Origin of the sequence: Corynebacterium doosanense CAU 212 = DSM 45436 (assembly GCF_000767055.1) — a bacterium.
Lineage (GTDB): Bacteria > Actinomycetota > Actinomycetes > Mycobacteriales > Mycobacteriaceae > Corynebacterium > Corynebacterium doosanense.
Genome location: NZ_CP006764.1, coordinates 782,579 through 806,191, shown reverse-complemented (window position 1 = coordinate 806,191; position 23,613 = coordinate 782,579). Strand labels below are relative to the sequence as shown.

Annotated in this window: 21 protein-coding genes and 1 tRNA gene; 11 read left to right on the top strand and 11 right to left on the bottom strand. The window is 67.8% G+C overall.

The features are described 5' to 3' along the window. Positions 1 to 16: 16 nt before the first annotated feature. Positions 17 to 4,696: an ATP-dependent helicase gene (locus tag CDOO_RS04010; protein WP_018021962.1), complete on the bottom strand. Its 4,680-nt coding sequence runs from the start codon at positions 4,694 to 4,696 to the stop codon at positions 17 to 19. A 38-nt stretch (positions 4,697 to 4,734) separates the two neighbouring features. Here CDOO_RS04010 and CDOO_RS04005 point away from each other — a divergent pair, with 38 nt between their 5' ends. From CDOO_RS04005 to CDOO_RS03990, 4 genes are read left to right on the top strand one after another with little or no spacing between them, the layout of a single operon-like run. Further along, entirely contained in the window at positions 4,735 to 5,511 is a 777-nt protein-coding gene (locus CDOO_RS04005) for a 3'(2'),5'-bisphosphate nucleotidase CysQ (protein WP_018021963.1), read from the top strand. Between the two features lie 10 nt (positions 5,512 to 5,521). Further along, positions 5,522 to 6,325, top strand: coding sequence for a thymidylate synthase (locus CDOO_RS04000; protein WP_018021964.1), 804 nt, complete (start codon positions 5,522 to 5,524; stop codon positions 6,323 to 6,325). After that, positions 6,325 to 6,843 carry a dihydrofolate reductase gene (locus CDOO_RS03995; RefSeq protein WP_018021965.1) on the top strand — a complete coding sequence of 173 codons (519 nt, stop codon included), beginning with the start codon at positions 6,325 to 6,327 and terminating at the stop codon, positions 6,841 to 6,843. The genes CDOO_RS04000 and CDOO_RS03995 overlap by 1 nt, the downstream gene beginning before the upstream one ends. Then, a complete protein-coding gene (locus CDOO_RS03990) occupies positions 6,840 to 7,088 on the top strand; it encodes a mycoredoxin (RefSeq protein WP_018021966.1) in 249 nt (82 codons plus the stop codon). Before CDOO_RS03995 ends, CDOO_RS03990 begins: the two co-directional genes overlap by 4 nt. On the opposite strand, the gene CDOO_RS03985 is transcribed toward CDOO_RS03990, so the two are convergent. Next, a complete protein-coding gene (locus tag CDOO_RS03985) occupies positions 7,085 to 7,357 on the bottom strand; it encodes a cg0963 family protein (protein WP_018021967.1) in 273 nt (90 codons plus the stop codon). The two genes, CDOO_RS03990 and CDOO_RS03985, sit on opposite strands and share 4 nt — an antisense overlap. 156 nt (positions 7,358 to 7,513) lie before the next feature. Between CDOO_RS03985 and CDOO_RS03980 the strand changes: the two genes are divergently transcribed. Further along, positions 7,514 to 7,586, top strand: a tRNA-Arg gene (locus CDOO_RS03980). Between the two features lie 188 nt (positions 7,587 to 7,774). On the opposite strand, the gene trhA is transcribed toward CDOO_RS03980, so the two are convergent. Further along, on the bottom strand, positions 7,775 to 8,464 hold the full coding sequence (gene trhA / locus CDOO_RS03975; protein ID WP_026159356.1) for a PAQR family membrane homeostasis protein TrhA: 690 nt from the start codon (positions 8,462 to 8,464) through the stop codon (positions 7,775 to 7,777). A 90-nt stretch (positions 8,465 to 8,554) separates the two neighbouring features. Between trhA and CDOO_RS03970 the strand changes: the two genes are divergently transcribed. Next, a complete protein-coding gene (locus CDOO_RS03970) occupies positions 8,555 to 10,099 on the top strand; it encodes an ABC-F family ATP-binding cassette domain-containing protein (RefSeq protein ID WP_018021969.1) in 1,545 nt (514 codons plus the stop codon). A gap of 88 nt (positions 10,100 to 10,187) precedes the next feature. Beyond that, the gene (locus CDOO_RS03965; RefSeq protein ID WP_018021970.1) at positions 10,188 to 11,102 is read left to right on the top strand and encodes a DUF1906 domain-containing protein; all 915 of its coding nucleotides are present in this window, start codon (positions 10,188 to 10,190) and stop codon (positions 11,100 to 11,102) included. Here the strand turns inward: CDOO_RS03965 and CDOO_RS03960 are convergent. From CDOO_RS03960 to CDOO_RS03940, 5 genes are all read right to left on the bottom strand, one after another. Beyond that, the gene (locus CDOO_RS03960) at positions 11,099 to 11,914 is read right to left on the bottom strand and encodes a hypothetical protein (protein WP_020384609.1); all 816 of its coding nucleotides are present in this window, start codon (positions 11,912 to 11,914) and stop codon (positions 11,099 to 11,101) included. The two genes, CDOO_RS03965 and CDOO_RS03960, sit on opposite strands and share 4 nt — an antisense overlap. 83 nt (positions 11,915 to 11,997) lie before the next feature. After that, the gene (locus CDOO_RS03955; protein ID WP_018021972.1) at positions 11,998 to 13,653 is read right to left on the bottom strand and encodes a solute symporter family protein; all 1,656 of its coding nucleotides are present in this window, start codon (positions 13,651 to 13,653) and stop codon (positions 11,998 to 12,000) included. A 3-nt stretch (positions 13,654 to 13,656) separates the two neighbouring features. Next, positions 13,657 to 14,004 carry a DUF485 domain-containing protein gene (locus tag CDOO_RS03950; protein WP_018021973.1) on the bottom strand — a complete coding sequence of 116 codons (348 nt, stop codon included), beginning with the start codon at positions 14,002 to 14,004 and terminating at the stop codon, positions 13,657 to 13,659. 241 nt (positions 14,005 to 14,245) lie between these two features. Next, positions 14,246 to 14,605, bottom strand: a complete 360-nt coding sequence (locus tag CDOO_RS03945; protein WP_026159357.1) for an FKBP-type peptidyl-prolyl cis-trans isomerase — start codon at positions 14,603 to 14,605, stop codon at positions 14,246 to 14,248. A 161-nt stretch (positions 14,606 to 14,766) separates the two neighbouring features. Further along, entirely contained in the window at positions 14,767 to 16,062 is a 1,296-nt protein-coding gene (locus CDOO_RS03940) for a citrate synthase (protein ID WP_018021975.1), read from the bottom strand. 363 nt (positions 16,063 to 16,425) lie between these two features. Here CDOO_RS03940 and serC point away from each other — a divergent pair, with 363 nt between their 5' ends. The 3 genes from serC to CDOO_RS03925 all read left to right on the top strand — a co-directional run bounded on the left by serC (position 16,426) and on the right by CDOO_RS03925 (position 19,533). After that, complete coding sequence (serC, locus tag CDOO_RS03935; protein WP_020384610.1) at positions 16,426 to 17,565, top strand: phosphoserine transaminase; 1,140 nt, start codon at positions 16,426 to 16,428, stop codon at positions 17,563 to 17,565. A gap of 90 nt (positions 17,566 to 17,655) precedes the next feature. Next, complete coding sequence (gene sepH, locus CDOO_RS03930) at positions 17,656 to 18,678, top strand: septation protein SepH (RefSeq protein ID WP_018021977.1); 1,023 nt, start codon at positions 17,656 to 17,658, stop codon at positions 18,676 to 18,678. Between the two features lie 15 nt (positions 18,679 to 18,693). Next, positions 18,694 to 19,533: a DUF6928 family protein gene (locus CDOO_RS03925; protein ID WP_026159358.1), complete on the top strand. Its 840-nt coding sequence runs from the start codon at positions 18,694 to 18,696 to the stop codon at positions 19,531 to 19,533. Position 19,534: 1 nt separating this feature from the next. Here CDOO_RS03925 and CDOO_RS03920 read toward each other — a convergent pair whose 3' ends face one another. From CDOO_RS03920 to CDOO_RS03910, 3 genes are all read right to left on the bottom strand, one after another. Next, entirely contained in the window at positions 19,535 to 20,350 is an 816-nt protein-coding gene (locus CDOO_RS03920; RefSeq protein WP_018021979.1) for a TrmH family RNA methyltransferase, read from the bottom strand. 5 nt (positions 20,351 to 20,355) lie between these two features. Further along, the gene (locus CDOO_RS03915; RefSeq protein WP_018021980.1) at positions 20,356 to 21,849 is read right to left on the bottom strand and encodes an NCS2 family permease; all 1,494 of its coding nucleotides are present in this window, start codon (positions 21,847 to 21,849) and stop codon (positions 20,356 to 20,358) included. Positions 21,850 to 21,949: 100 nt separating this feature from the next. Then, positions 21,950 to 22,708, bottom strand: a complete 759-nt coding sequence (locus CDOO_RS03910; protein ID WP_018021981.1) for a DUF3027 domain-containing protein — start codon at positions 22,706 to 22,708, stop codon at positions 21,950 to 21,952. 29 nt (positions 22,709 to 22,737) lie between these two features. On the opposite strand from CDOO_RS03910, the gene CDOO_RS03905 reads away from it, so the two are divergent. Beyond that, entirely contained in the window at positions 22,738 to 23,604 is an 867-nt protein-coding gene (locus CDOO_RS03905; protein ID WP_018021982.1) for a glutaminyl-peptide cyclotransferase, read from the top strand. Positions 23,605 to 23,613: the final 9 nt, after the last annotated feature.

The window sequence follows — 23,613 nt, the reverse complement described above, 5'->3', positions numbered from 1 at the left end:
CGAGCCCACCATCCGCTCAATCATCAAAGTTCAGGTCCTCCAGCGCATCCGACACGCTGCGCCCCCGTTGCGCGGTCCGCGGCGGTGCCGAGCGCCCGCCGATGCGCACCCCCCGGGGTGTCAGCGCGGCCCCGGCCGCCCGCATCGCCGGCAGCAGCGGGGATTCCAGGGCGGCTCGCCCGTCCATCTTCTCCACCGTCAGCGGCGTCATGGCGCCGGAAGAAACCACCGAGGCCAACGCGCGCACCAGAACGGACACCAGCTCCTCCTCCCCCACCTCGAGGCCGGCGGGCAGGGAGCCGAAGAACGTGGTCAGGGTCTTGCCCCCGCGGGTGATGTGGGCGAGCAGGAGGCCGTCGACAAGCACCACGAGAGCACCCGCCGCCCGGGACGGGCCCTGTTCGGGCCAGGGCAGCGAGGCACCGTAGGGGTTGGCGGGATCCGCCGCGGCGAGCACGTGCACGGCGGGGTCCGGGCTTCCCGACGGCCAACCCTGCACATCGGGGGAATCGGCGTGCGCGCGCAACCGGTCGATGATCGCCGGCGTGGAGAACTGCGAGGCGCCGAGGCCTTCCACGAGGTAGCCGCGCATGGCCTTTCCGGACTGCTCGAAACCCGAGAGGACCCGGTAGGCCAGGGCGAAACCGCCGGTCACGGCCTCGGCGACGACCGAGCCACGGGTGAGCACGCCGTAGCGCTCGAGCCAGGTCTCGCCGCGGGTGAGTGAACGGGTGGTGGCGTCCGTCGAGCCGGCCGGGGTCAGCGCCCAGCGGCCCACCATGTCGGGCGGGACCTGCTGGCGTGGGATCCCGGCGCGGCCCATGCGCAGGCGCGATCGGGTGGGGCGGCGCTTGGCCTTGTGGGCGGTTTTGCCGCCGGCCAGGCGTGCGCGGACCGGGGCGAAGCCGTCCGGGGAAACCAGTCCCATCTCCACCAGTCCCCACATCGCCTCGCGCAGTTCGTCCGGAGTCGCGGGCACCTGGTCGGCGATGTCCTGGAAGTGGAAGCCGCCTCCCCGGCGCAGGATGTCGAGCACGGTCTCCTGCACCATGCTCAGGCCCTCTTCTTCGATGTCGGGGAGCAGCTCGGCGGCGTAGTCGGCGGGCAACAGCATGATCCACGGATCGCGGGCACCGGCGGTCCCCGCGCCGACGATGAGCACTTCGCCGGCGGAGGTGAGTTCGTCGAGATGCAGCGGCGAGTAGTCCCCCACCCGACCGGGCAGCACCATCGACTCCCAGGCGGACGCGGGCAGGCGCACGCCGGCCAGCTGTTCCACCACGGTGAAGACGCCGTCGGCTCCGCGCAGCGGTGCGCGCTGTCCCACGGCGGCGACCTGCTGCCAGTCGGGCAGGAAGCGGGCGAAGGCGCTCTGGCTCACCGGTTGGGTCTGCGCGCGGGCGATGGCGAGCGAGCGTGAGCGGATGATCTTTAAGACCGCGGCGGCGCAGTATTCCTGCTCGTCGACACCCTGCCGATAGCGGCCCTCGATGATGCGTCCATCGCGGATGAGCGGCTGCATGGCTTGGTGCGCGGCGCCGGCGCCCAGCCCGAAGGCCTCGGCCAGGTCGCGGAGCACGAAGGGACCGCGGGTGCGTGACCAGCGCGCGATGAGCTGCTCCAGCGCATCGGTGATGGTCAACTGCTGGGCCGGGACGCCGGGTGGGACGGGGACCCCGAGGCCGTCGCGAAGCAGCGGCGCGTCCGGCACCTGTGCCAGGTGCGCCCGCCCGCCGATGCGCACCTCCATGAAGCGGCCCGCGAGGTTGGCCCTGGCCACGGTGAGGGGATCATCGAAGGTGGTGTGGACGGGGAGCTTATCGACGTCCACCGGGCCGAGGATGCGCAGTACATCCGCCAGTTCCTCGGAGGTTCGCGCTCGGCCGACCCACTGGAGCTGGTCATGGACCTCCTGGATGATCTCGGCGTCGAGAAGCTCCCGTAGTTCGACGGTGCCGAGGAGTTTGGCCAGCAGGGCCGGGTCCAGGGCGAGGGCGGCAGCGCGTTTCTCCGCCAGCGGGCTGTCGCCCTCGTACATGAAGGCGCCGGTGTAGTTGAACAGCAGGCTGGAGCTGAACGGGCTGGGCTGGTCGGTGGTGACCTCGGCGACGCGGATGCGCCGAAGGTTGAGCGCCTCGATGACCTCGCGCAGGGCGGGCAGGTCGTAGACGTCGCGCAGGCATTCGCGCACGGTCTCCAGGATGATGGGGAAGCTGGGGTATTTGCGGGCGACGTCGAGCAGCTGCTCCGCGCGCTGGCGCTGCTGCCACAACGGGGCGCGCTTGCCGGGGTTGCGCCGGGGCAGAAGAAGCGCGCGGGCGGCACACTCCCTGAATCTGGAGGCGAACAGCGCGGAGCCGCCGACCTGTTCGGTGACGATCTGCTCGATCTCGTCGGCGTCGAAGATGAACAGGGAGCCGTCGGGCTCATTATCGGCTTCGGGCAGACGCAGGACGATGCCGTCGTCACCTGCGACCGCCTGGGCGTCCATGCCGGTGCGCTCGGCCACCCGCTGGCCCACGGCCAAGGCCCATGCCGCGTTGACCCCGCGGCCGAACGGGGTGTGCAGGATGACTCGCCAGTCGCCCAGTTCGTCGCGGAAACGCTCGAGGATGAGTGTCTTCTCGTCAGGGATGGAGCCGGTCGCCTCCTCCTGCTCGGTGAGGTAGCCGAGCAGGTTGGAGCGCGCACGGTCGTCGAGATCCGGCATTCTTTCCGGGTGCTCGCGGATCTCCCGGCGGAACTCCCCCAGCGCGCGGCCCAGCTCGTAGGGGCGACCCTGAGAGTCGCCGGTCCAGAATGGCAGGCGTCCGGTGTGACCCGGCGCGGGGGTGACCAGCACCTGGTCGCGCGTGATGTCCTCGATGCGCCAGCTGGAGGCGCCGAGGGTGAACACGTCACCCACCCGGGACTCGTAGACCATCTCCTCGTCGAGCTCGCCCACCCGGCGCGGGTTGCCCTCCCCGCCGAGCAGGAAGATGCCGAACATGCCGCGGTCCGGGATGGTGCCGGCGTTGGTCACGGCCACACGCTGCGCGCCGGGCCGGGCGCTCATCATGCCGGTGGCGCGGTCGAAGACGATGCGGGGTTTGAGCTCGGCGAAGTCCGCCGAGGGGTAGATGCCGCTGGCCAGGTCGATGACCGAGTCGAAGACGTCCCGGTCGAGATCGCGGTAGGCGTACGCCCGGCGCACGGTGGCGTACCACTCGTCCACATCGATGTCCTCCACGGCGACGGCGGCGACGGTCTGCTGCACCAGCACGTCCAGCGGGTTGGCGGGGACCTTGAGTTCCTCGATCATCCCGGAGCGCATGCGCTCGACGGTCACGGCCGTCTGCACCAGGTCGGAGCGGTGCTTGGGGTAGAACGTGCCCTGGGACACCGCTCCGACGCTGTGCCCGGCGCGGCCCACGCGCTGCAGGCCAGAGGCCACCGAGGGCGGTGACTCCACCTGCACCACCAGGTCGATGGCACCCATGTCGATGCCCAGCTCCAGCGAACTGGTGGACACGACGGCCTTGAGCGAGCCTTCCTTGAGCATGCGTTCGGTGGTGGCGCGTTCCTCCTTGGACACCGATCCGTGGTGGGCGCGGGCGATGACCGCGGGTGCTTTTCCAGCCACGTCGACGGACTTCATCAGCTGGGCCGGGTCACGCCGCAGCTCCGGGCTGAGGGAGTCCGGGTCGTGCTCCATCGCCCAGAGTTCGTTGATCCGGCTGGTCAGACGCTCGGCGGTGCGCCGGGAGTTGACAAAGACGAGCGTCGAGCGGTGTTGCTGGATCTGTTCGTAGAGCGACTGCTCGATGAACGGCCAGATGGATTTCTGCTGCGGGAGCGCGGACTCCTCCCCCAAAGGGGCGCCGGAGAGCCCCAGCGGATCGTCGATGACCGCCTCGCCGATGGTCGAGCCCTCCTCGGGCACGGGCAGATCCGCCATGTCGTCCACGGACACCCGGACAGAGAGCTCCCACTTCTTGTGACCCGGCGGGGCGATGAGCTCGACGGGGCGCTGGCCACCGAGGAAGTGCGCCACCGTCTCCAGGGGGCGCACGGTGGCGGAGAGACCGATGCGCTGCACGTCGCCGGCTAGCCGGGCCAGGCGCTCCAGGGTCAGGGACAGGTGCACGCCACGCTTGGAACCGGCCAGCGCGTGGATCTCGTCGATGATGACGGTGTCCACGTCCTTGAGGATCCCCGCCGCCTTCGACGTGAGCATGAGGTACGCGGACTCCGGCGTGGTGATGAGGATGTCCGGCGGGCGGCGCAGCTGCCGCGCCCGCTCGGCGGCCGGGGTGTCGCCCGAGCGCACCCCCACGGAGATGTCCGGCAGGTCCAGGCCGAGGCGCTGCGCGGTGCGGGAGATGCCGGTCAACGGCGCGCGCAGGTTGTTCTCCACGTCCACGCCCAGGGCCTTGAGCGGCGAGATGTAGAGGACCTTGACGCCGCCGTGGCCGCCGGTCGACCCCTGCGCCGCGACGGGCAGCGCCTGCTGTCCCGCCTGCTCCACCAGCCCGTTGAGCGCCCAGAGAAATGCCGCCAGCGTCTTGCCCGAACCGGTCGGGGCGACCACCAGCGCGTTGTCCCCCGCGGCGATCGCCCGCCACGCCTGCTCCTGCACCGGGGTCGGTTGCTCGAACACGTCCCGGAACCAGGTGGCCACCTGCGGGCGGAACAGGCCCAGGACGTCATCGGTCATAATGCCCAACTCTATCGCCGCGACTAGGGTGGTTAACCATGAGCGCCCCACTTTCAGATGCCCGGCTGACCGACCTGATCGCCCAGGGCACCGGCGAGATCCTCAAGGGGGTCCGCGGCGTCGGACTCCTGCGCGGTCGCGCCCTCGGCGAGGCCGGCGACGAGCTGGCGCAGAACTGGATCGCTCGTGTCCTCGAGCAGCACCGGCCCGACGACGGTTTCCTCTCCGAGGAGGCCGCGGACAACCCGGCGCGCCTGAAAAAGAACCGGGTGTGGATCATCGACCCGCTCGACGGCACCAAGGAGTTCGCCACCGGCCGCCAGGACTGGGCCGTGCACATCGCCCTGGTCATCGACGGCATCCCGCAGCACGCTGCGGTGGGCCTGCCCGACCTGGGCGTGGTCTTCTCCTCCTCGGACGCCAAGCACGTCCAGGGCCCGCTCGCGAACAAGATCGTCGTCTCGCGCAACCGCCCCCCGGAGGTGGCCACCTACGTGTGTGAGAAGATCGGCTCCGAGATCGTCGGGGTCGGCTCGGCCGGCGCGAAGGCCATGAACGTGCTCATCGGCGACTATGACGCCTACGTGCACGCCGGCGGGCAGTACGAGTGGGATCAGGCCGCTCCCGTCGGTGTGGCCCTGGCGTCGGGGCTGCACGCCTCGCGCCTCAACGGCGACAAACTCGTCTACAACAACGCTGACACCTACATCCCCGATCTGCTCATCTGCCGCCCGGAACTGGCGGACGAGATCCTCGGCCACGCGAGCGACTACTTCGACCAGCACGGGTCGTTCCTGGCACGCAAATCGGGTTAGAGTACCCAGCATGAGCCCCATCTCCACCCCTTATGAGGATCTGCTTCGCGACGTCCTTCTCAACGGAGCCGTGAAGTCCGACCGCACCGGCACCGGAACCCGGAGTGTGTTCGGCCGCCAGATCCGCTACGACCTCTCGGAATCCTTCCCCCTGCTGACCACCAAGAAGGTCTACTTCCATGCCGTCGCCGGCGAGCTGCTGTGGTTTCTGCGCGGCGAATCGAACGTCGGCTGGCTGCAGGAGAACAAGATCCGCATCTGGAACGAGTGGGCGGACGAGGACGGCGAGCTCGGCCCGGTCTACGGCGTGCAGTGGCGCTCCTGGCCGACACCGGACGGTGAGCACATCGATCAGATTGCACGCGCCGTCGATACGCTCAAGGAAAATCCGGATTCCCGCCGCAACCTCGTCAGCGCGTGGAACGTCTCGGAGCTGGACAAGATGGCACTGCTGCCGTGCCACCTGCTCTTCCAGCTCTACGTGGTCGACGGCCGCCTGAGCATGCAGGTCTACCAGCGCTCGGCGGACATGTTCCTGGGCGTGCCCTTCAACATCGCCTCGTACGCCCTGCTCACGCACATGTTCGCGCAACAGGCCGGGCTTGAGGTGGGCGAGCTCATCTGGACGGGCGGCGACTGCCACATCTACGACAACCACATCGAGCAGGTGACCGAGCAGCTCAGCCGCGAGCCGCGCGAGTACCCGCAGCTGAAGATCCGCAAGGCCGACTCCATCTTCGACTACGGCTTCGACGACTTCGAGACCACCGGCTACGACCCCCACCCCGCGATCAAGGCCCCGGTGTCCGTCTGATGCTCGGCGCAATCTGGGCGCAGTCGCTCGACCGGGTCATCGGCGACGGCACGGACATGAACTGGCACATCCCCGAGGACCTGCGCCACTTCAAGGACATCACCATGGGCGACCCCGTCATCATGGGATCGCGCTCCTGGCTGGCACTACCCGAGCGATTCCGCCCGCTGCCCGGCCGCACGAATTACGTCCTCTCCAGCCGCGAGCCCGGCGACTGGTCCCGCGGCGCCGAGGTGATCACGGGCATCGACGGCCTCAGCGGCTGGATCACCGGCGGCGGCGAGGTCTACGCCGCCACCCTGAGCCAGGTGGACAGGATCGAAGTGACGCTTATCGACGCCCTCCTCGCCCACTCCGTCGACTCCGTCGTCTCCGTCGTCTATGCCCCCGAGATCGGCCCCGATTTCGAACTGACCGAGGAATCCGAGTGGATGACCTCGGAAAAGGGTACCGTGGACGGTTCCGACGAGCCCGCCCGCTTCCGTTTCCAGACCTACCTACGAAAGGTTTCTTCATGAGCAACGTAACCATCTACGCCACCGACTGGTGCCCCCACTGCCGCGCACTCCTGGCGGGTCTCGACGTCGCCGGAGCCGACTACGACGTGGTCGACGTCGAGCAGGACGAAGCCGCCGCTGAGTGGGTGAAGTCCGTCAACGGCGGCAACCGTGTGGTCCCCACCGTGAAGTACTCCGACGGCACCCACGCCACCAACCCGCCCGCGGCCGAGGTCCGGGCGAAGCTCGCGGAGCTGGAGTCTTAGAGCTCCTCCTCGCCGAAGAACTTGAGCATGTCCTCCGGGGACAGCTCGATCTCGCCACCGGCGAGCTCCCCCGCGTAGACCTCCTTGAGATAGTGCTCGATGACGTGGAAGAGCTGCTGCGCGTCGAGGCGGTTGAGCAGCATGAGGCGGGTGCTGGAACCCCCGGGAATGCTGCGCTCGATGGACAGCGCCTTGACCCCGTCCCGGGAGACGATCTCGGTGAAAATCTCCCGGCGCTGAACGTCGGTGAAGGTGGGATTCTCGCTCATGGCCGCGGGTTCCTTTCGTAGGGAAAAGTTCGTTGCTCTCAGAGTAGGCGCTGTGGCGCAGTGAAGGGGCTGCGGGGCCCGTCGAGAAGCGAGATACGGCAGTTCACCTGCCTTTTCGTTGCCCGCCCGGCGTCGGGTAACCTGGGATGCGCCCTGGCCCCAGTAGCTCAGGGGATAGAGCACCGCTCTCCTAAAGCGGGTGTCGCAGGTTCGAATCCTGCCTGGGGCACGTTGTGAAAAGCCCCGCGGCCGATGCTGCGGGGCTTTGTGCTGTGCGGTCGCGCCTGGCGCCCTCCGGCCCTCCCGGCGCGAAAGACAAACGACGAGGCCGCTCGTCTTTCGTCATCTGGGCTGGGCGAAAGGCGTGGTCTCGTCGTTTGTCTTTCGGACGGTGACAGCTGTCGACCCACCGAGCCCCTAAGACTCCAGCACGATGAGCCAGATGGCCACGTGGTGCAGCCCCGCCGCGACGACGGTGGTGGCGTGGAAGAACTCGTGGAAGCCGAACCAGCGCTCGGAGAAGTTGGGGCGTTTGAGGCCGTAGCTGATCGCGCCGACCATGTAGATGAGCCCGCCGATGACGATCAGCAAGCCTGCGGCCGTGGGCACTTCGCGGGCGAAGTCGGCGATCTTGAAGATGATCAGCCAGCCCAGCGCGAGGTAGATGCCGACGTCCAGCCAGCGCGGGTGGCCGATCCAGAACACGTTGATCGCCACCGCCACCAGCGCGGCAATCCAGCAGACGAGGAGCACCCACTGGCCGTCGGCAAATGTGTCGAACGTCGAGACGGTCACCGGCCCGTACGTACCCGCGATGAAGATGGCGATCATCGAGTGATCTGCACGCCGCCAACCCCTGACGGCCCCCTCGCTGCGCCACGGCGCACGGTGGTAGAGGCCGGAGACGCCCAGCATGGCCACCAGGCACACGGCGTAGAGCGCGGTGAACCAGCTCAGCGCGGACGAACCGTGCAGGATGAACGAGGCGACGGTCAGGGCGCTGCCCGTACCGGCGAAATACCAGACCGCATGGGCGTGCAGCAGACCCCGGAAGTAGGGCCGCGGGCCCCGGTCGAACCTCGGCATCGAATCAACGGCGCTAGACATAATTCGAAATCTTATCCGCTAATCTGGCCTCATGAACTACTGAGCGCGCTCCCCCAGCCCCCCGTTTCCCCCACCTCAGGAAGGGCTCCCGTGCCGGTAGTCAATTTCTCCGACGTCTTCTTCTCGTACACCACAAAACCCCTGCTCGCGCACCTGTCGTTCTCCTGCGGGCCTGCCGAGCGCCTGGGCATCGTCGGCCCCAACGGTGCGGGCAAGACCACCATCCTGCGCCTGGCCCGCGGCGAGCTACGGCCGGAACGGGGCTCGGTGACCGGGCTCTCCCAGCCCCTCGCCACCGCCTCCGCGCGCACCGTCGGCGGCGTGCTCGACACCGCCACCTCCGAGCACCTCGGGCTTCAGCAGCGTTTCGACGCCCTGAACACCGAGATCGCCGAGGACTCCTCTCCCCGCCTCGCCGAGGAGTACGACGACATCCTCTCCCGCATGACGGCGCTGGACGTGTGGAGCCTCGACGCCCAGGTGGCCACCGTGCTGGCCGGGCTCGGCCTCGCCGGGGTGGAGCGGGAAACGGACGTCGATACGCTCTCCCCCGGTCAGCGAGGCCGCCTCGAGCTGGCCGCCCTCATCATCGGCCGCCCGGCGAGCCTCGTGCTCGACGAACCCACCAACCACCTGGACGCCCAGGGGGTGGACTTCCTCGCCGAGACCCTCCTGGGATGGAACGGGCCGGTGCTCATGGTCAGTCACGACCGCGCCTTCCTCGACCGCGTGGCCACGGGCATCCTCGACCTGGACACGGCCGCGTGGGAGGCGCTGGCCGTCGCCGACGGACAGCGGTGGCGCAACGCGGTCTACCGCTCGCGGGGCAACTACTCCGACTATCTCGCGGCCAAGGCCGATGCCCGCGCCACCCACGCCGAGCTCCACGAACGCCAGCAGGCGGAGAAACACCGGCTCACCCAGCACCAGCGCGACAGCGGCGTGGTCGGACACGCCGCGTTCACCCCGCGATCCGAGATCAGAGCGGCCAAGAAGTTCTACGCCGACCGCGCCCAGAAGGTGTCCACGCGCCGACGCAGTGACGACGAGAAACGCCTGGAACGGCTGGAGGCCGTGGAGGTGCGCAAGCCCCGGGAGGACACCACCGATTTCCCGCTCCCGCCCGCCTCGCCGGGTAGCGGTGGGGTGGCCATCGACGTCCGCGACGCCCACGTCCCGGGGCGGCTGCGGCCCGTCTCCGTGCAGGTCTCCGCGGGGGAGAAGTTGCTGATCACCGGCGCCAACGGCTCGGGCAAGTCGACGATGCTGAACCGGATCGCGCAGCGCCACGCGGCCACCTGTCTCCCGCAGAGCCTCCCCCGGCGCGGGGATGTGCCCGAGGAGATCTGGGAGGAAGGCATCGGTGAGGTGGGGCAGGGTTTTGTGCACCCGAAATACTGGGCCACCCCGGTGCCCGAGCTTTCCGACGGCAATCAGCGGCGTGTCCAGCTCGCCCTGGCCGCCGCGGCGCATCCGGACATTCTGCTGGTGGACGAGCCGACCAACTATCTCGATCTGGACGCGATCGAGGCGCTTGAGGCGTCGCTGGCCGCGTGGGACGGGACGCTGGTGGTGGCCACGCACGACCGCTGGCTCATCGACAACTGGGCCGGGCGACGGTTGCGCCTGGCCTAGCCGCCTGGGGCCAATGTTGTTATAGTCAACGTTTGTCAATTGTTGTGACATCTGTTGCGACAACATTCCAGTCCAGGAGAACGCACCCGTGCCCGTCGAAAAGCACTCCCTGTCCCGCCGCGGCCTGCTCAAAGCCGCCTCCGTCGCCGTCGCCGCCGGAACCTTCGGCGCCGCCTCCCTGAGCGCCGCTCCCCGGGCCGTCGCCGCCCCCGCCGGCGTGCTCGGCACCATCATCGACTTCTCCGCCGGCGTGCCCTCCGCCGCCTCGGTGAAGGCCGCCGGCCACATCGGTGCCATCCGCTACGTCTCCCAGCGCCGCCCGGGCGCCGAGTGGATGCTGGGCAAGCCGGTCTCGCTCAAGGAGACGCAGGACTTCGCCAACAACGGCCTCTTCACCGCCTCCATCTACCAGTTCGGCCGCGACACCACCGCGGACTGGAAGCGTGGCGCGGCCGGCGTCGCCGAGCACGCCCCGCAGGCCATCGCCCTGCACCGCGCGGCCGGTGGACCCACCGGCGTGCCCATCTACGTGGCCATCGACGACAACCCGACCCAGCAGCAGTACACCACCCTCATCCGCCCCTACCTGCAGGGATTCCAGACGGCGCTGAAGGCCGCCGGATACAGCATGGGCATCTACGGCAACTACTCCACCATCGAGTGGGCCATCGCCGACAAGCTCGGGCAGTTCTTCTGGCAGCACAACTGGGGTTCGAACGGCAGGATCCACCCGGCCATCCACCTGCACCAGTTCCAGAACAGCGCGGGCAAGGTCGGCGGCGTCGAGGTCGATCTCAACCACGTCTACAAGGCGAACTGGGGCCAGTGGCAGGCCGGCAAGACCGCCACCCCGCAGGTGCCCGCCAACCCGGGCACGCCCGCCAACCCGGGCACCCCGTCGACGCGCTACCCGGACATCAACATCGGCGGCTCATCCATCTCCGGCCAGCAGCTGGAGCAGGGCCTGTCGCTCGCCCAGCAGATCGCCCAGGCCATCCGCTAGGAGCGGCCGGCCTCGTTGGCCTCCTCAACCACGTCGGACATCTGCGTCTCCACGAACTTGGTGAGGTCGTCCGGCGACCCGGTCACCGCCGCGGCGGCGACCCAGCCGTTGCCGAAGGTCACGGACGAATGCAGCGACAGGTCGTCCGACCACCCCCACTTCGTCCCCACTGCTCCCGGGAGCAGTGAGGTGCCGAAGTCCTGCCCGTAGCCGTCCTCGGCCACGGGATCAGCCATGTGCATGGCCACGAGGATGGGGTGCGTCGGGTCCTCTGCCAGCAGCGTGGCCACGAACGTGACCACGTCGTAGGTCGAGGTATCCGAGTATCCCCAGCGGTCGGCGCCGCGGGTGGAGTAGAGCCCGTATTCCTCGGCCACCTCGTCGATGGAGTCCGGGTACTTCTTGTACAGCTCGTCCGCGGCCTCGTCGCTGGAGTCACTGATCATGTGGATCGCCTGGTAGGTCTCCTCCTCCGTGCCGTGCTCGATGACGTACGCGGCGATGAAGAGTTTGGCCAGGCTCAGGGCCGGCCGGGCGAAGCGCTCCGTGGCCGTGCCCACCCGGTGGCCGTCTGCCAGGGAGTAGAAGCTCGCCTGCGGCCCGGTGGAGTTCTCCACGAACTCCACCACCTCGGGCTCCGCCGGCTCCGGCACGGGCGCGGTGGCGGAACCTCCGACGGCGATGGCGTCCGGGGATTCGTCCGCGCGCTCCCCCGCCCCGCTCACCCACACCACGGGGATCGCGGTCACGGCTGCGGCCAGTAACACCGCGAGCGTGGCGGTGACGGCGGGAAATCGGCGATTTTCAGGCACGGAAAAACATAATACTGCCGCCGAAAAGCTGAATGCTTATCGACGGCAGTATGCACACGCGTCTGCTGCGCGAGGGCGGGAACCTAGTGGTTGACCACGCCTTCGACGCCGACGCCCGTGAGGGACTTGACTTCCATCTCGGCCTGGAGGGCACGGAGGTTGTCAGGCTTGCCGATGTAGGTGCCGACGATGCCGCCGAGGAAGCCCAGCGGGATGGAGATGATGCCCGGGCTGGTCAGCGGGAACCAGGACCAGTCCGCACCCGTGATCATGGACGTCTCCGCTCCGGACACGGCCGGGGAGAAGAAGATCAGCACGAGCGCAGAGATGAGGCCGGTGTAGATCGACGCGACCGCACCGGTGGTGTTGAAGCGCTTCCAGTACAGGGAGTACAGGATGGTGGGCAGGTTCGCCGACGCGGCGATGGCGAAGGCCAGGGACACGAGGAAGGCGACGTTCTGCTGCATGGCCAGGATGCCCAGGACGATCGACGCGACGCCGATGACCACGACGGTGATGCGCGAGACACGCACCTGCTCGGCCTCGGTGGCCTGTCCGTCGCGGATCACCGCGGCGTAGAGGTCATGTGCGACCGAAGCGGAGGCGGTGATGGCCAGGCCGGCGACGACCGCGAGCACGGTGGCGAAGGCCACCGCGGAGATGAGCGCCATGAACAGCGAGCCGCCGAGTTCGAAGGCGAGCAGCGGGGCTGCCGAGTTCGCGCCACCCGGGGCGGCGAGGATGCGGTCCGGTCCGACCAGGGCTGCGGCGCCGTAGCCGAGGATCAGGGTCATCAGGTAGAACGCGCCGATGAGGATGATGGCCACAGTGACGGACTTGCGGGCCTCGGTGGCGGTGGGAACCGTGTAGAAGCGCATGAGCACGTGCGGGAGACCGCCGACGCCCAGCACCAGGGCGAGGCCCAGGGAGATGAAGTTCAGCTTGGACATGTTCGTCGCGCCGTACTGCAGACCCGGCTCGAGGATCGCGCTGGCCTCGTAGCCCTTCTTCGCCGCGTTGGCGGAGCTGCCGTGCATGTCCACGGCCGCGTCGAGCAGGTTGCCCATTCCGCCACGGACGGAAATGAACACAAGGACGGTCATGATGATGACGCCGCCGACGAGCAGGACAGCCTTGATCATCTGGACGTAGGTGGTGCCCTTCATGCCGCCGATGAGGACGTAGGCGATCATGATGACACCGACGACGGCGACGATGATCGACTGCCAGAACACGTCGTGGATGTTCAGCAGCACGGCGACCAGCGAGCCGGCGCCGGCCATCTGCGCGATGAGGTAGAAGAGGGAGACAAACAGGGTGCTCAGTGCCGCGGCAACGCGGACCGGCTTCTGCCGCAGTCGGAAGGAGAGCACGTCCGCCATGGTGAAGCGGCCGACGTTACGCATGGGCTCGGCGACGAGTAGCAGGGCGCTGACCCAGGCGACGAAGAAGCCGATGGAGTAGAGGAAGCCGTCGTAGCCGTTGAGCGCGATGGCGCCGACAATGCCCAGGAAGGAGGCCGCGGAGAGGTAGTCACCGGAGATGGCCAGGCCGTTCTGGGTGCCACTGAAGGACGCGCCGCCGGTGTAGAACTCGGAGGCGTCCCCGCTCTTCGGGGTGCGGCCGACGCGGGTCACGATGGTCATGGTGACCACGATGAAGATCACGAAGACGGCGATGTTGAGAATCGGGTTGCCGGTGGCCGCCGGGGTCTCCTGTGCGAGATGGACAACGTTCATGTTCTAGCCTTCCATTTCTGCACGAATCGCGGCCTGGCGCGGCTCGAAGTTCTTGTTCGCGTACACCACGTAGATCCAGGTGATGGCGAAGGTGGTGACGAATTGGGCGAGGCCGAACCAGATGCCCACGTTCATGCCCAGGAAGGGCCGGCCCATAACTTCCGGGAAGTAGATGGCGCTGACCATGTACACGAAGTACCACACGAGCGCGGCGATGAATACCGGGAACGTAAATCCACGGAAAGTCCTGCGCAGGTCGGCGAACTGCCCGCTCTCCTGCATTGCGATGTACTCCTCGGGCGACGGGGTGCGTCGCCGGGGGGCAGCGGCCGCGGCTCTGCTTTCAGCCATGGTCCACTTCCTTTCATTGATACGGGTAGCTGTTTCTCATGACGCCGAGGCGGCCCTGAGCTTTGTTCGTAGATAAAAATAACTTAGAACACACACGAAACTCCACCCGCACACGCAGGGAGTGCCAAGGGGTGTAGTTTTCTACCCCCACATCCTCCCTGTTCCCCCACGTCACGGCCGCGGCGCGCAAAAAAGGGGGCCACGGTAGAAACCGTGATCCCCAACCAGTGGCGGGAGGGAGCTAGCTGGCGCTGATGAGGTCGATGATGAAGACCAGGGTCAGTCCGGCGAGCGGGTGTCCGCCACCCGCGGGGCCGTAGGCCAGCTCCGGCGGGATGGTCAGCTGGCGACGCCCGCCGACACGCATGCCGGGGATGCCTTCCTGCCAACCGGCGATGAGTCCGTTGAGCGGGAACTCGATGGACTCTCCGCGACCCCAGGAGGAGTCGAACTCCTGGCCGGTGGCGTAGTCGACTCCGACGTAGTGGACTTCCACCATTCCACCGGCACGGGCTTCTTCGCCCTCGCCGATGATGAGGTCCTCGAAGACGAGTCCCTCGGGTGCCGGAGCATCCGGAACCTCAATGACGGGTTTTTCCAAATTCTCTTCATTTCCCATGGGGCATTCTCCTTGAGTGTTCAATCGGGACATGCGAGCTCTAGCTGAGCCCCTGCCAACGGCGAACCGCCGGGCATGGTTCTCTCATCATTGTATAAGGAGAACATCATGCCCGGCGGTGCCGGGGTCACGGTGCAGCGGATTTAGCGCTGGTCGCGGGGAGTCACCGTGCGCTGGGTGGCGCCGGTGTAGATCTGCCGCGGACGGTTGATCTTGGTGTTGAGCTCGAGCTGCTCACGGTAGTGGGCGATCCAGCCCGGCAGGCGGCCGATGGCAAAGAGGACGGTGAAGAAGTCCGTCGGGAAGCCCATGGCGCGGTAGATGAGGCCGGTGTAGAAGTCCACGTTGGGGTAGAGCTTGCGGGAGACGAAGTAGTCGTCGCTCAGCGCGATCTGCTCCAGCTCCATGGCGAGATCCAGCATGGAGTCGCCACCGAGGTGCTCGAGAACCTCGTGGGCGAGATCCTTGACGATCGCCGCGCGCGGGTCGTAGTTCTTGTACACGCGGTGTCCGAAGCCCATGAGGCGGACACCCTTCTCCTTGTTCTTCACGCGGTTCATGAACTCGGTCGCGTCGCCGCCGTGGTTGTTCTGGATGTCCTCTAGCATCTCCAGGACAGCCTGGTTGGCGCCACCGTGCAGCGGGCCGGAGAGGGCGTTGATGCCGCCGGCGATGGAGACGAACATATTCGCCTGGGAGGAGCCGATCATGCGGACCGTGGAGGTGGAGCAGTTCTGCTCGTGGTCGGCGTGGAGGATGAGGAGCTTGTCCAGGGCCTTGACCAGGATGGGATCGACGTCGTAGGGCTCGGTCGGGTAGCCGAACATCATGCGCAGGAAGTTCTCGCGCGTGTTCAGGGCGTTGTCCGGGTAGAGGTACGGGGAACCCTTGGAGGCGCGGTAGGAGTACGCGGCCAGCATGGGAACCTTAGCCATGAGGCGGACGGTGGCCTTGTCCAGCTGCTCCTCGTCCAGGGGGTTGAGCTGATCCTGGTAATACGTCGACAGGATGTTCACCGAGGAGGCCAGCACAGCCATGGGGTGGGCGTTGCGCGGGAAGACGCTGAACTGGGACTTGAAGTCCTCGTCGAGCAGCGTGTGGCGGCGAATCTGGGTGTTGAAGTCGTCCAGCTGCTCCTGGTTGGGCATCTCGCCCTTGATCAGGAGGTAGGAGACCTCGTTGAAGGTGGCGTTCTCCGCCAGGTCAGCGATGTCGTAGCCGCGGTAACGCAGGATTCCTTCGTCACCGTCGATGTAGGTGATCTTGGATTCCGTGGAACCGGTGGAGACATAACCGGGGTCGAAGGTGACCAGTCCGGTCTCGCCGAGCAGCTTGCCCAGCTCGAAGCCGTCATTGCCCTCGGTCGCGCGGACGATATCCATCTCGTACTCGCCACCGGGGTAGTGAAGTACTGCCTTGTCCTTGTTATCTGATGCCACGTCATTTACCTTTCGAACGTATTGATAGCCACGGTAGCCGCAGTGTAGTAAACAGTGCGGCCACAGTGCGCTGGCTCGGTACCGGGGAACAACGCTAGTCCTCCACGGGAATCCTGCCGGGAAATCGCTGAATCTCTGTGGATCTACCCGAGTCGGCTGTCACCGATCCGGGGTTACTCCGCAGCTGATCACAGCCAAGCGTACCAAAATCGACCATCGGCATTGCAGTTTTTGCGGACGCTGGGTATCACCCCCGGGACCGCCCCCGGTCGGACTTAATAGACCGGGCGTCCGGTTTCTCCACCGCCCGCGGGGCTAAAATTCTCATTTCACCCCTTCGCCATTGAGGAGCTCCACCCCGCCATGACCAGAGTCAATCCCACCCTCCCTTCCGATCTCCTGCCTGTCGACGGTCGTTTCGGCTGTGGCCCGTCAAAGGTCCGGCCCGAACAGCTGGAGGCAGTGACCGCCGCAGGCCGAGACATCATCGGCACCTCGCACCGCCAGCCCGCGGTGAAGAACGTCGTCGGATCCGTCCGGGAGGGCCTGGCGTCTCTCTTCTCGCTCCCGGAGGGCTACGAGATCGCCCTGTCCCTGGGCGGCGCCACAGCGTTCTGGGACGCGGCCACCTTCGGTCTGATTGAGAAGCGCTCCGCCCACCTGACCTACGGCGAGTTCTCCTCGAAGTTCGCCACCGCCGCGAAGGCCGCCCCGTGGCTGGAGGAACCCGTGGTGATCTCCGCCGAGCCCGGTGACGCTCCCTCTCCCGCCGAGCTCGGCGCGGTCGACGACGTCGACGTCGTGGCCTGGGCACACAACGAGACCTCCACCGGCACGATGGTGGGAATCGAACGCCCGGACACCGACGCGCTGGTCGTCATCGACGCGACCTCCGGCGCCGGTGGCCTGCCGGTGAACATCGCCGACACCGACGCCTACTACTTCTCCCCGCAGAAGTCGTTCGCCTCGGACGGCGGCCTCTGGCTCGCCGCCCTCTCCCGCGCTGCCCTCGAACGCATCGAGCGCATTTCCCGGTCCGGGCGTTTCATCCCCGCCTTCCTGGACCTGGCCACCGCGCTGGACAACTCGCGGAAGAACCAGACCTACAACACCCCGGCCGTGGCCACCCTGCTCATGCTGGACAACCAGATCCAGTGGATGAACGTCAACGGCGGGCTGGACGGCATGGTGCGTCGCACCACCGCCAACGCCGAGGCGCTGTACTCCTGGGCACAGGCCCGCGAGGAGACCACTCCCTACGTCTCTGACCCGGCGAAGCGTTCGCTCGTGGTGGGCACGATCGACTTCTCCGACGACGTCGACGCCGCGGCGCTGGCCGCCGCCCTGCGCGAGAACGGTGTCCTGGACATCGAGCCGTACCGCAAGCTCGGGCGCAACCAACTGCGCATCGGTATGTTTCCGGCGATCGAGACCTCGGACGTCGAGAAGCTCACCGCATCGATCGACTACCTCCTCGAGCAGGGTGTCGGCCGCGACAACTAGGACTTATGCGTCGCGCCTGACCTGCTGAGACGCCAACGTGCGTTAGTGTGGCAAGACAACTACCCGCCGGACTCAAATAAGGACTAGCGAATGCGTGAGCTCAAGCTCGTCAACGATGACTCGACCCCCACTTCGCTCGTTTTCATCGACGAGTCCGGCGAGCAGTACTTCCTCAGCGTCGACGAGGATCTCCGATCCGCGCTGCGCCCCACGTCGCCGGACGCCGGCAGTACCCCGGTGACCATCGTCAACGAGTCCGGCCCGACCGCGCAGGAACCTCAGCCGGAACCTGCGGCTGAGGTGGAGACGGTGGCAGAGGAAACCCCGGCCGCGCGCCAGCGTTCCCTCCCCCAGCCCGATCCCCTCTACTCCGCGCCGCTGAGCCTTCGCCCCCGGGAGATCCAGACCCGGATCCGGGCGGGCGCGAGCGTGGAGCAGCTGGCCGAGGAGATGGGGGTGGCCGTCAGCCGCGTCGAGGTGTACGCCCACCCCGTTCTTCTCGAACGCTCCCAGATCGCCCAGCTCGCCCGCCAGGCTCACCCGGTGCGCGAGGACGGCCCGGCCAAACTCACCCTCGCCGAGGTGCTCGCCGCAGCTTTCGGTGCCCGCGGTCACTCCCTGGCGGATGCGACCTGGGACGCCTTCCGTGAGCCCGACGGCGAGTGGATCATCCGCGTGACCTGGCAGGCGGGCCTCAGCGAAAACGAGGCGCAGTGGGTCTTCCACCGCCACGGCGCGACGTCCTCCACCGCCGAGCCCCGCAACGCCGTCGCAGCCGACCTCACCGACCCGGACTTCGTTCAGCCGGTGCGTTCGCTGACCTCCATCAGTCGGGGTACCCGCTACGAGGAGGCCATGCCGGCTCACCAACTGCGGACCGACAGTGACCGGGACGGCGAGCTCGACGGCACCCGGGATGCCCAGGATGCCCGGGACACCGCAGAGATCGACGTCGTCCCCGACCCACCGCACGAGGCCGAGGACGATTTCCTGCAGCACCCGGAGAGTGAGGCCGGAGACAAGCCGGCCAAGCGGCGTCGCAAGGCCGTCACTCCCCACTGGGAGGACGTGCTCCTCGGCGTGCGCACCAACACCAAACGTCCGAAGAACTAACGGAAGATTTCCACCATGAGTACCTCAGCCGTGGTCACCTACTGGTTCGTCTCCGCCCTGGATTCTGCCACGGTGTTGGCCACCGAGGCCCGCGCGGACCGCGGGTTCGGCCGCAAGTACCTGGCCCAGCTCAACCCCTCCTGGCCGATCACGACGATCGGGCAGTTCCCCCTCAACCGCTCCTCGCAGGCGTCCGCGGGTGAGTTCTACATCGGCGGCTACCCCGGCGTGACCGTGGTCCAGACGTGGATCGACGACATCGGTCTGCTCGCGGAGACGGATCCCGACATGCTGTCCTCGCGCCCGGCCCCGGACGTCTACGTCATCGCGGTCGGCGACGACTCCGATTTCGGCGGGTTCGCCCACTTCTCCGGCGGGGTGCTCAAGCGCTGCCTCAGCGGCACGCGGGAGTTTCTCACCGAGGACATCGGCCTGCCCGAGCCCTTCGAGGCCCCCTACTGGGCCGGGGAAACCACCGAACCACGCGGCGGAATCTCGCTGCCGTTCGAACCCCGGGACATCGCCCGGGCGGCGGAACGCGCCTGGGTCGGCGTCGACGTCTCCCCCGAGGGGCCGGACATCCAGGTGGTGGGTTACGCCGTGGACGGTCGCCCGGAGCCGCGGATCGAGGAGCCCCGGAAGGTGGGCAAGGAGAAGCTCACCCCGTCGGGTGTGGAGATCGTCGCCTATGACGACTACGAGATCCAGCCCGCCGAGCGCGAGGGCGACGAGTTCGTCCGCCTCGCGGAGGCCGCCGGCGCCGCTTTCCGACGCGTGAGCCGCACCGTCCGCCGCCGCGCGGGCGACATGCGCGAGAGCATCACCGAGCGCATCCGCCACAGCGACCGCCCCTGATCTACAGCGAGCGCTGTCGCTCGTAGAACGCGACCGCAGCGCTGGTGGCCACGTTGAGCGAATCAGTGCCGGGCGCCATGGGGATCGCGGCGCGCACGTCGGTGGCGCGCATCGCGTGCTCGGTCAGCCCGGGCCCCTCTCCGCCCATGAGGATGGCCACCTTATCGGCACCGGCCATCGCCTCGGTGAGGGTGGTGTCGCCGCCGGGGGTCATGGACACCAGCCGGAATCCGGCCTCGCGCAGCTGATCGAGGGAGCGCTGCCACGTGGTCCGCGTTCCCTCGAGGTGCGCGTACGGCGTGCGCAGCACGTGCCCCATGGAGACACGCACGACCCGCCGGTACAGCGGATCCGCGCACCCGGCGCCGAAGAGCACCGCGTCGACGCCGAGCCCCGCCGCGTTGCGGAAGATCGCCCCGATGTTCTCGTGGTCCCCGACCCCCTCCAGGACGCAGATGGTGCGCGCGGTGCGGAGAATGTCGCTTATCGACGCCTCCCCGGCCCGGCCCGCCACGGCGAGCAGTCCGCGGTGCATGTCGAATCCCGCGACCTCTGCGAGTGTCTCCCGGGACACCTCGTAGATGGGCACCCCGTCCGGCAGCCCGTGGTCGGCGTCGTAGCTGTCCAGTTTGGCGGGGAATCCGACGAGGCAGCGCAACGGGAACCGGGACTCCACCAGCCGGGAGACCACGAGCGGGCCCTCGGCGATGACCAGGCCCTTTCCTCCGGGGAGGTCGGGGCGGTTGTCCGAGGCGTTGAGGTTGCGGACGTCGTCGAGACGCGGGTCCGAAGGATCGGTCACGGGGATACGGGGCATGGGTGTCAACCGAGTGCGTTCATGATCGGGTCGATGGCGAAGAAGACAACGAAGAGGGCGGAGATCAGCCACATCAGCCAGTTGACGTCGCGGATGCGACCGGCGGCGACGAACATGAAGGTGAAGGCGATGAAGCCGACGCCGATGCCGTTGGCGATGGAGTAGGTGAAGGGCATGACCATGATGGTGAGGAACGCCGGCAGGACGATGGAGAAGTCCGACCAGTCGATGTCCCGCACGCCGCTCATCATCATGGCACCGACGATGACCAGCGCGGGGCTGGCGGCCTCGATGGGCACGATCTCGTAGAGCGGGGTGAAGAACATGGCCAGCAGGAAGAGCACACCGGTGACGATGTTGGCCAGGCCGGTGCGCGCGCCGTCGCCGATGCCGGCGGCGGAGTCGGCGAAGACCGTGTTGGAGGAGGCGGAACCCAGGCCGCCGGCGACGGCACCCAGGCCCTCGACGACCAGCGCCTTCTTCATGTCAGGCAGGTTGCCGTCCGCGTCCGTTAGGCGGGCCTGGCGGCCGAGGCCGGTCATCGTGCCCATGGCGTCGAAGAAGTTGGCCAGGAGCAGGGTGAAGATCAGCAGGGTCGTGGCCAGCACGCCGATGCGGGTGAAGGCGCCGATGAGGTCCACGCTGCCCAGCAGGGACAGATCCGGCAGGCCACCCAGGCTCTCGGGCGCGGAGGGAACCGCCAGGCCCCAGCCACCGGGGTGGGCGCCATCGGCGTCGACGCTGGGGCCGATGTGGAACACGGCCTCGAGCAGCAGAGACAGCAGCGTCGTGGTGACGATGCCGATGAACAGCCCGCCCGGGACGTTGCGCACGACGAGGATGCCGCAGAGGATGAGCCCGAAGACAAACACAAACGTGGGCCAGGAGGCGATGGAGCCGCCCATTCCCAGGCCCACGGGGACCGTGGTGTGCGCGGCGTCGGGCACGCGGGTGACGAAGCCGCCGCTGACGAAACCGACCAGGGAGATGAACGCGCCGATGCCGACGCTCATGGCGGCCTTCATCGACGAGGGGATGGCCCGGAACACCGCGGTGCGGAAGCCGGAGAGCGCGAGCAGCACGATGATGATGCCCTCGATGACCACCAGGCCCATGGCCTCTGCCCAGGTCAGGCCCTCGCCGCCGACCGCGGTCGCGGCGATGAGGGTGTTGAGGCCCAGGCCGGCGGCGATGCCGAAGGGGTACTTGGCGATGACACCAAAGAGGATCGTCATCACGCCGGCGACGAACGCGGTCACGGCGGCGACGTTGCTCACGCCGAGCACGGTGCCCTCGGAGTCGGGGCCGGTGCCCAGGATCAGGGGGTTGAGCAGGATGATGTAGGCCATCGCGAAGAAGGTGACCACACCCGCGCGGACCTCACCGCTGACCGTGGATCCGCGTTCCGAGACGTGGAAGTAACGATCCACCCAGCCGGAGCCGGCGGAGGGCGACTGCGCTGAGTCGGTAGCAGGCTGCGCCTGACGTGTCGAGGCCATGGGCGTTCACTTCCCCTTGATCATGTGTACCGGATAGTGGTGTACGAACGAGATAAACTTTCGCACTTCCAGCGGATATACACAAAACGGGGAGAGGGGGTCAGAAGACGGGGCTCTCGTCGTCAAAGGCGTCCTGAGCCGCCGGGGTCTCGTGCACCACGGTCTCCGAGTGGGCACCGCATCCGTAGGTGGCGTGGACCAGGATCCCGTCGGCGGAGTACTCGTTGGCACACACACCGAAGTTCTCCCCGACGGGGTCGGCGGCGGGCAGGTAGAACGCACAGGTCCGGCAGTGCAGGGTGGCCTTCTCGGCAAACTCGCTGCCCGGGCCGTACTCCCCCGTGCGCCAGCGCTGCTTGGCCTCGTCCAGACCCCGGCGGGTGAGGTAGTGGCGGCGCCCCTCGGCCGCCTCCACCCCTGCCTCATCGGGGTCGGGCGTCAGCCGGTGATCATCGGGCGCGGGAGGCATGAGGTCTCCGGGGCCGAGGTCGCCCGGCAGCAGTCGCTCGGAGTAGGGGACCCATTCCGGCGCCTGCAGCGCGTTGCCCGAGGGCGCGGGCACCAGCGCGGTCTCGTTGACCGTGACATGCTCCGACCCCGAGGCGCAGGCGACGACGACGTTCCATTCCCACCCCGGGTAGCCCGGCACGGCCGCCTCGAATCGGTGGGTGGCCACGTTGCGCTCGAGGCCGGAGACACCGATGTGGCGCCCGACCTCTCCGTCTCCGAGTTGCTCCAGCATTTCCCGGGACAGCTCGACCGCCCGCCTGCTCAGCAGCGGGTTGTTGCCGCGGCGGTGAGTGGAACCGCCGGCGGAACGAGACGGGGACGACTTCTTCGGCTGGGACACGCCCTTCATTATGGGGCATATGGTGCAGAATGTTTTACATGGGTCAACAACTGGGCATCCGGAAGCTCTCCGCCGCCATCCTCACTCCCACACTGTCACTCGCGCTCGTCTCCTGCGCGGAGGCGTCCCCGGCGGGGCCTGCCGGCGCCTCGTCTTCATCGTCGTCCCCGTCGTCTTCCCCGGAGGGTTCGCCGGCTGATTCCACGGTCGAGCGACTGGGTGTCGAGATCGTCGCCACGCATCCCGCTGATCCGACGTCCTTCACCCAGGGGCTCGAGGTCGAGCCGGGCGGAACACTGCTGGTGGGCACCGGTCGCAACGGCCAGTCCCGGATCTACCGCACCACCACGTCCGGGCAGGTGAGCGACGAACACCAGCTGGAGCCGACGTTCTTCGGCGAGGGGCTCACCCGGTACGACGACGTCGTGTGGCAGCTGACCTGGAAGTCCGGCGTGGCGTTTCGTCGGGACGCGGACACCCTGGCGGAGCTCGATCGTGTCAACTACACGGGCGAGGGGTGGGGGCTGTGCTCGCGCGACGGCGAGCTCATCATGTCCGACGGCACGGACAAGCTCCGGCGCCTCGACCCCCAGACCTTCGCGGAGCGGGAACGGTTCCCCGTCACGCTCCAGGGCCGGCCCGTCGCCGGGATCAACGAGCTGGAATGTGTGGGCGACGAGATCTACGCCAACATCTTCACCCGCACGGACATCGTGCGCATCGATGCGCGAACCGGGGAGGTCACCGGGGTCATCGACGCCTCGGCCGTGCCCGACAACGGGCCGGCGGACGACCCCGACGCGGTGCTCAACGGCATCGCGCACATCCCGGGCACCGACCGGTTCTACCTCACAGGAAAGCTGTGGCCCGACCTCTACGAGGTTCGCTTCGTCCCGCAGCAGTAGGATTGTCGG

Excerpts from the sequence above, each read along its gene's own strand:
- CDOO_RS03920 (WP_018021979.1), bottom strand. The coding sequence starts at position 20,350 with ATGCCCCGTATCCCCGTGACCGATCCTTCGGACCCGCGTCTCGACGAC.
- trhA (WP_026159356.1), bottom strand. The coding sequence starts at position 8,464 with ATGTCTAGCGCCGTTGATTCGATGCCGAGGTTCGACCGGGGCCCGCGG.
- serC (WP_020384610.1), top strand. The coding sequence starts at position 16,426 with ATGACCAGAGTCAATCCCACCCTCCCTTCCGATCTCCTGCCTGTCGAC.
- CDOO_RS04000 (WP_018021964.1), top strand. The coding sequence starts at position 5,522 with ATGAGCCCCATCTCCACCCCTTATGAGGATCTGCTTCGCGACGTCCTT.
- CDOO_RS03925 (WP_026159358.1), top strand. The coding sequence starts at position 18,694 with ATGAGTACCTCAGCCGTGGTCACCTACTGGTTCGTCTCCGCCCTGGAT.
- CDOO_RS04010 (WP_018021962.1), bottom strand. The coding sequence starts at position 4,696 with ATGACCGATGACGTCCTGGGCCTGTTCCGCCCGCAGGTGGCCACCTGG.
- CDOO_RS04005 (WP_018021963.1), top strand. The coding sequence starts at position 4,735 with ATGAGCGCCCCACTTTCAGATGCCCGGCTGACCGACCTGATCGCCCAG.
- CDOO_RS03910 (WP_018021981.1), bottom strand. The coding sequence starts at position 22,708 with ATGAAGGGCGTGTCCCAGCCGAAGAAGTCGTCCCCGTCTCGTTCCGCC.
- CDOO_RS03990 (WP_018021966.1), top strand. The coding sequence starts at position 6,840 with ATGAGCAACGTAACCATCTACGCCACCGACTGGTGCCCCCACTGCCGC.
- CDOO_RS03995 (WP_018021965.1), top strand. The coding sequence starts at position 6,325 with ATGCTCGGCGCAATCTGGGCGCAGTCGCTCGACCGGGTCATCGGCGAC.
- CDOO_RS03915 (WP_018021980.1), bottom strand. The coding sequence starts at position 21,849 with ATGGCCTCGACACGTCAGGCGCAGCCTGCTACCGACTCAGCGCAGTCG.
- CDOO_RS03905 (WP_018021982.1), top strand. The coding sequence starts at position 22,738 with ATGGGTCAACAACTGGGCATCCGGAAGCTCTCCGCCGCCATCCTCACT.
- CDOO_RS03955 (WP_018021972.1), bottom strand. The coding sequence starts at position 13,653 with ATGAACGTTGTCCATCTCGCACAGGAGACCCCGGCGGCCACCGGCAAC.
- sepH (WP_018021977.1), top strand. The coding sequence starts at position 17,656 with ATGCGTGAGCTCAAGCTCGTCAACGATGACTCGACCCCCACTTCGCTC.
- CDOO_RS03985 (WP_018021967.1), bottom strand. The coding sequence starts at position 7,357 with ATGAGCGAGAATCCCACCTTCACCGACGTTCAGCGCCGGGAGATTTTC.
- CDOO_RS03950 (WP_018021973.1), bottom strand. The coding sequence starts at position 14,004 with ATGGCTGAAAGCAGAGCCGCGGCCGCTGCCCCCCGGCGACGCACCCCG.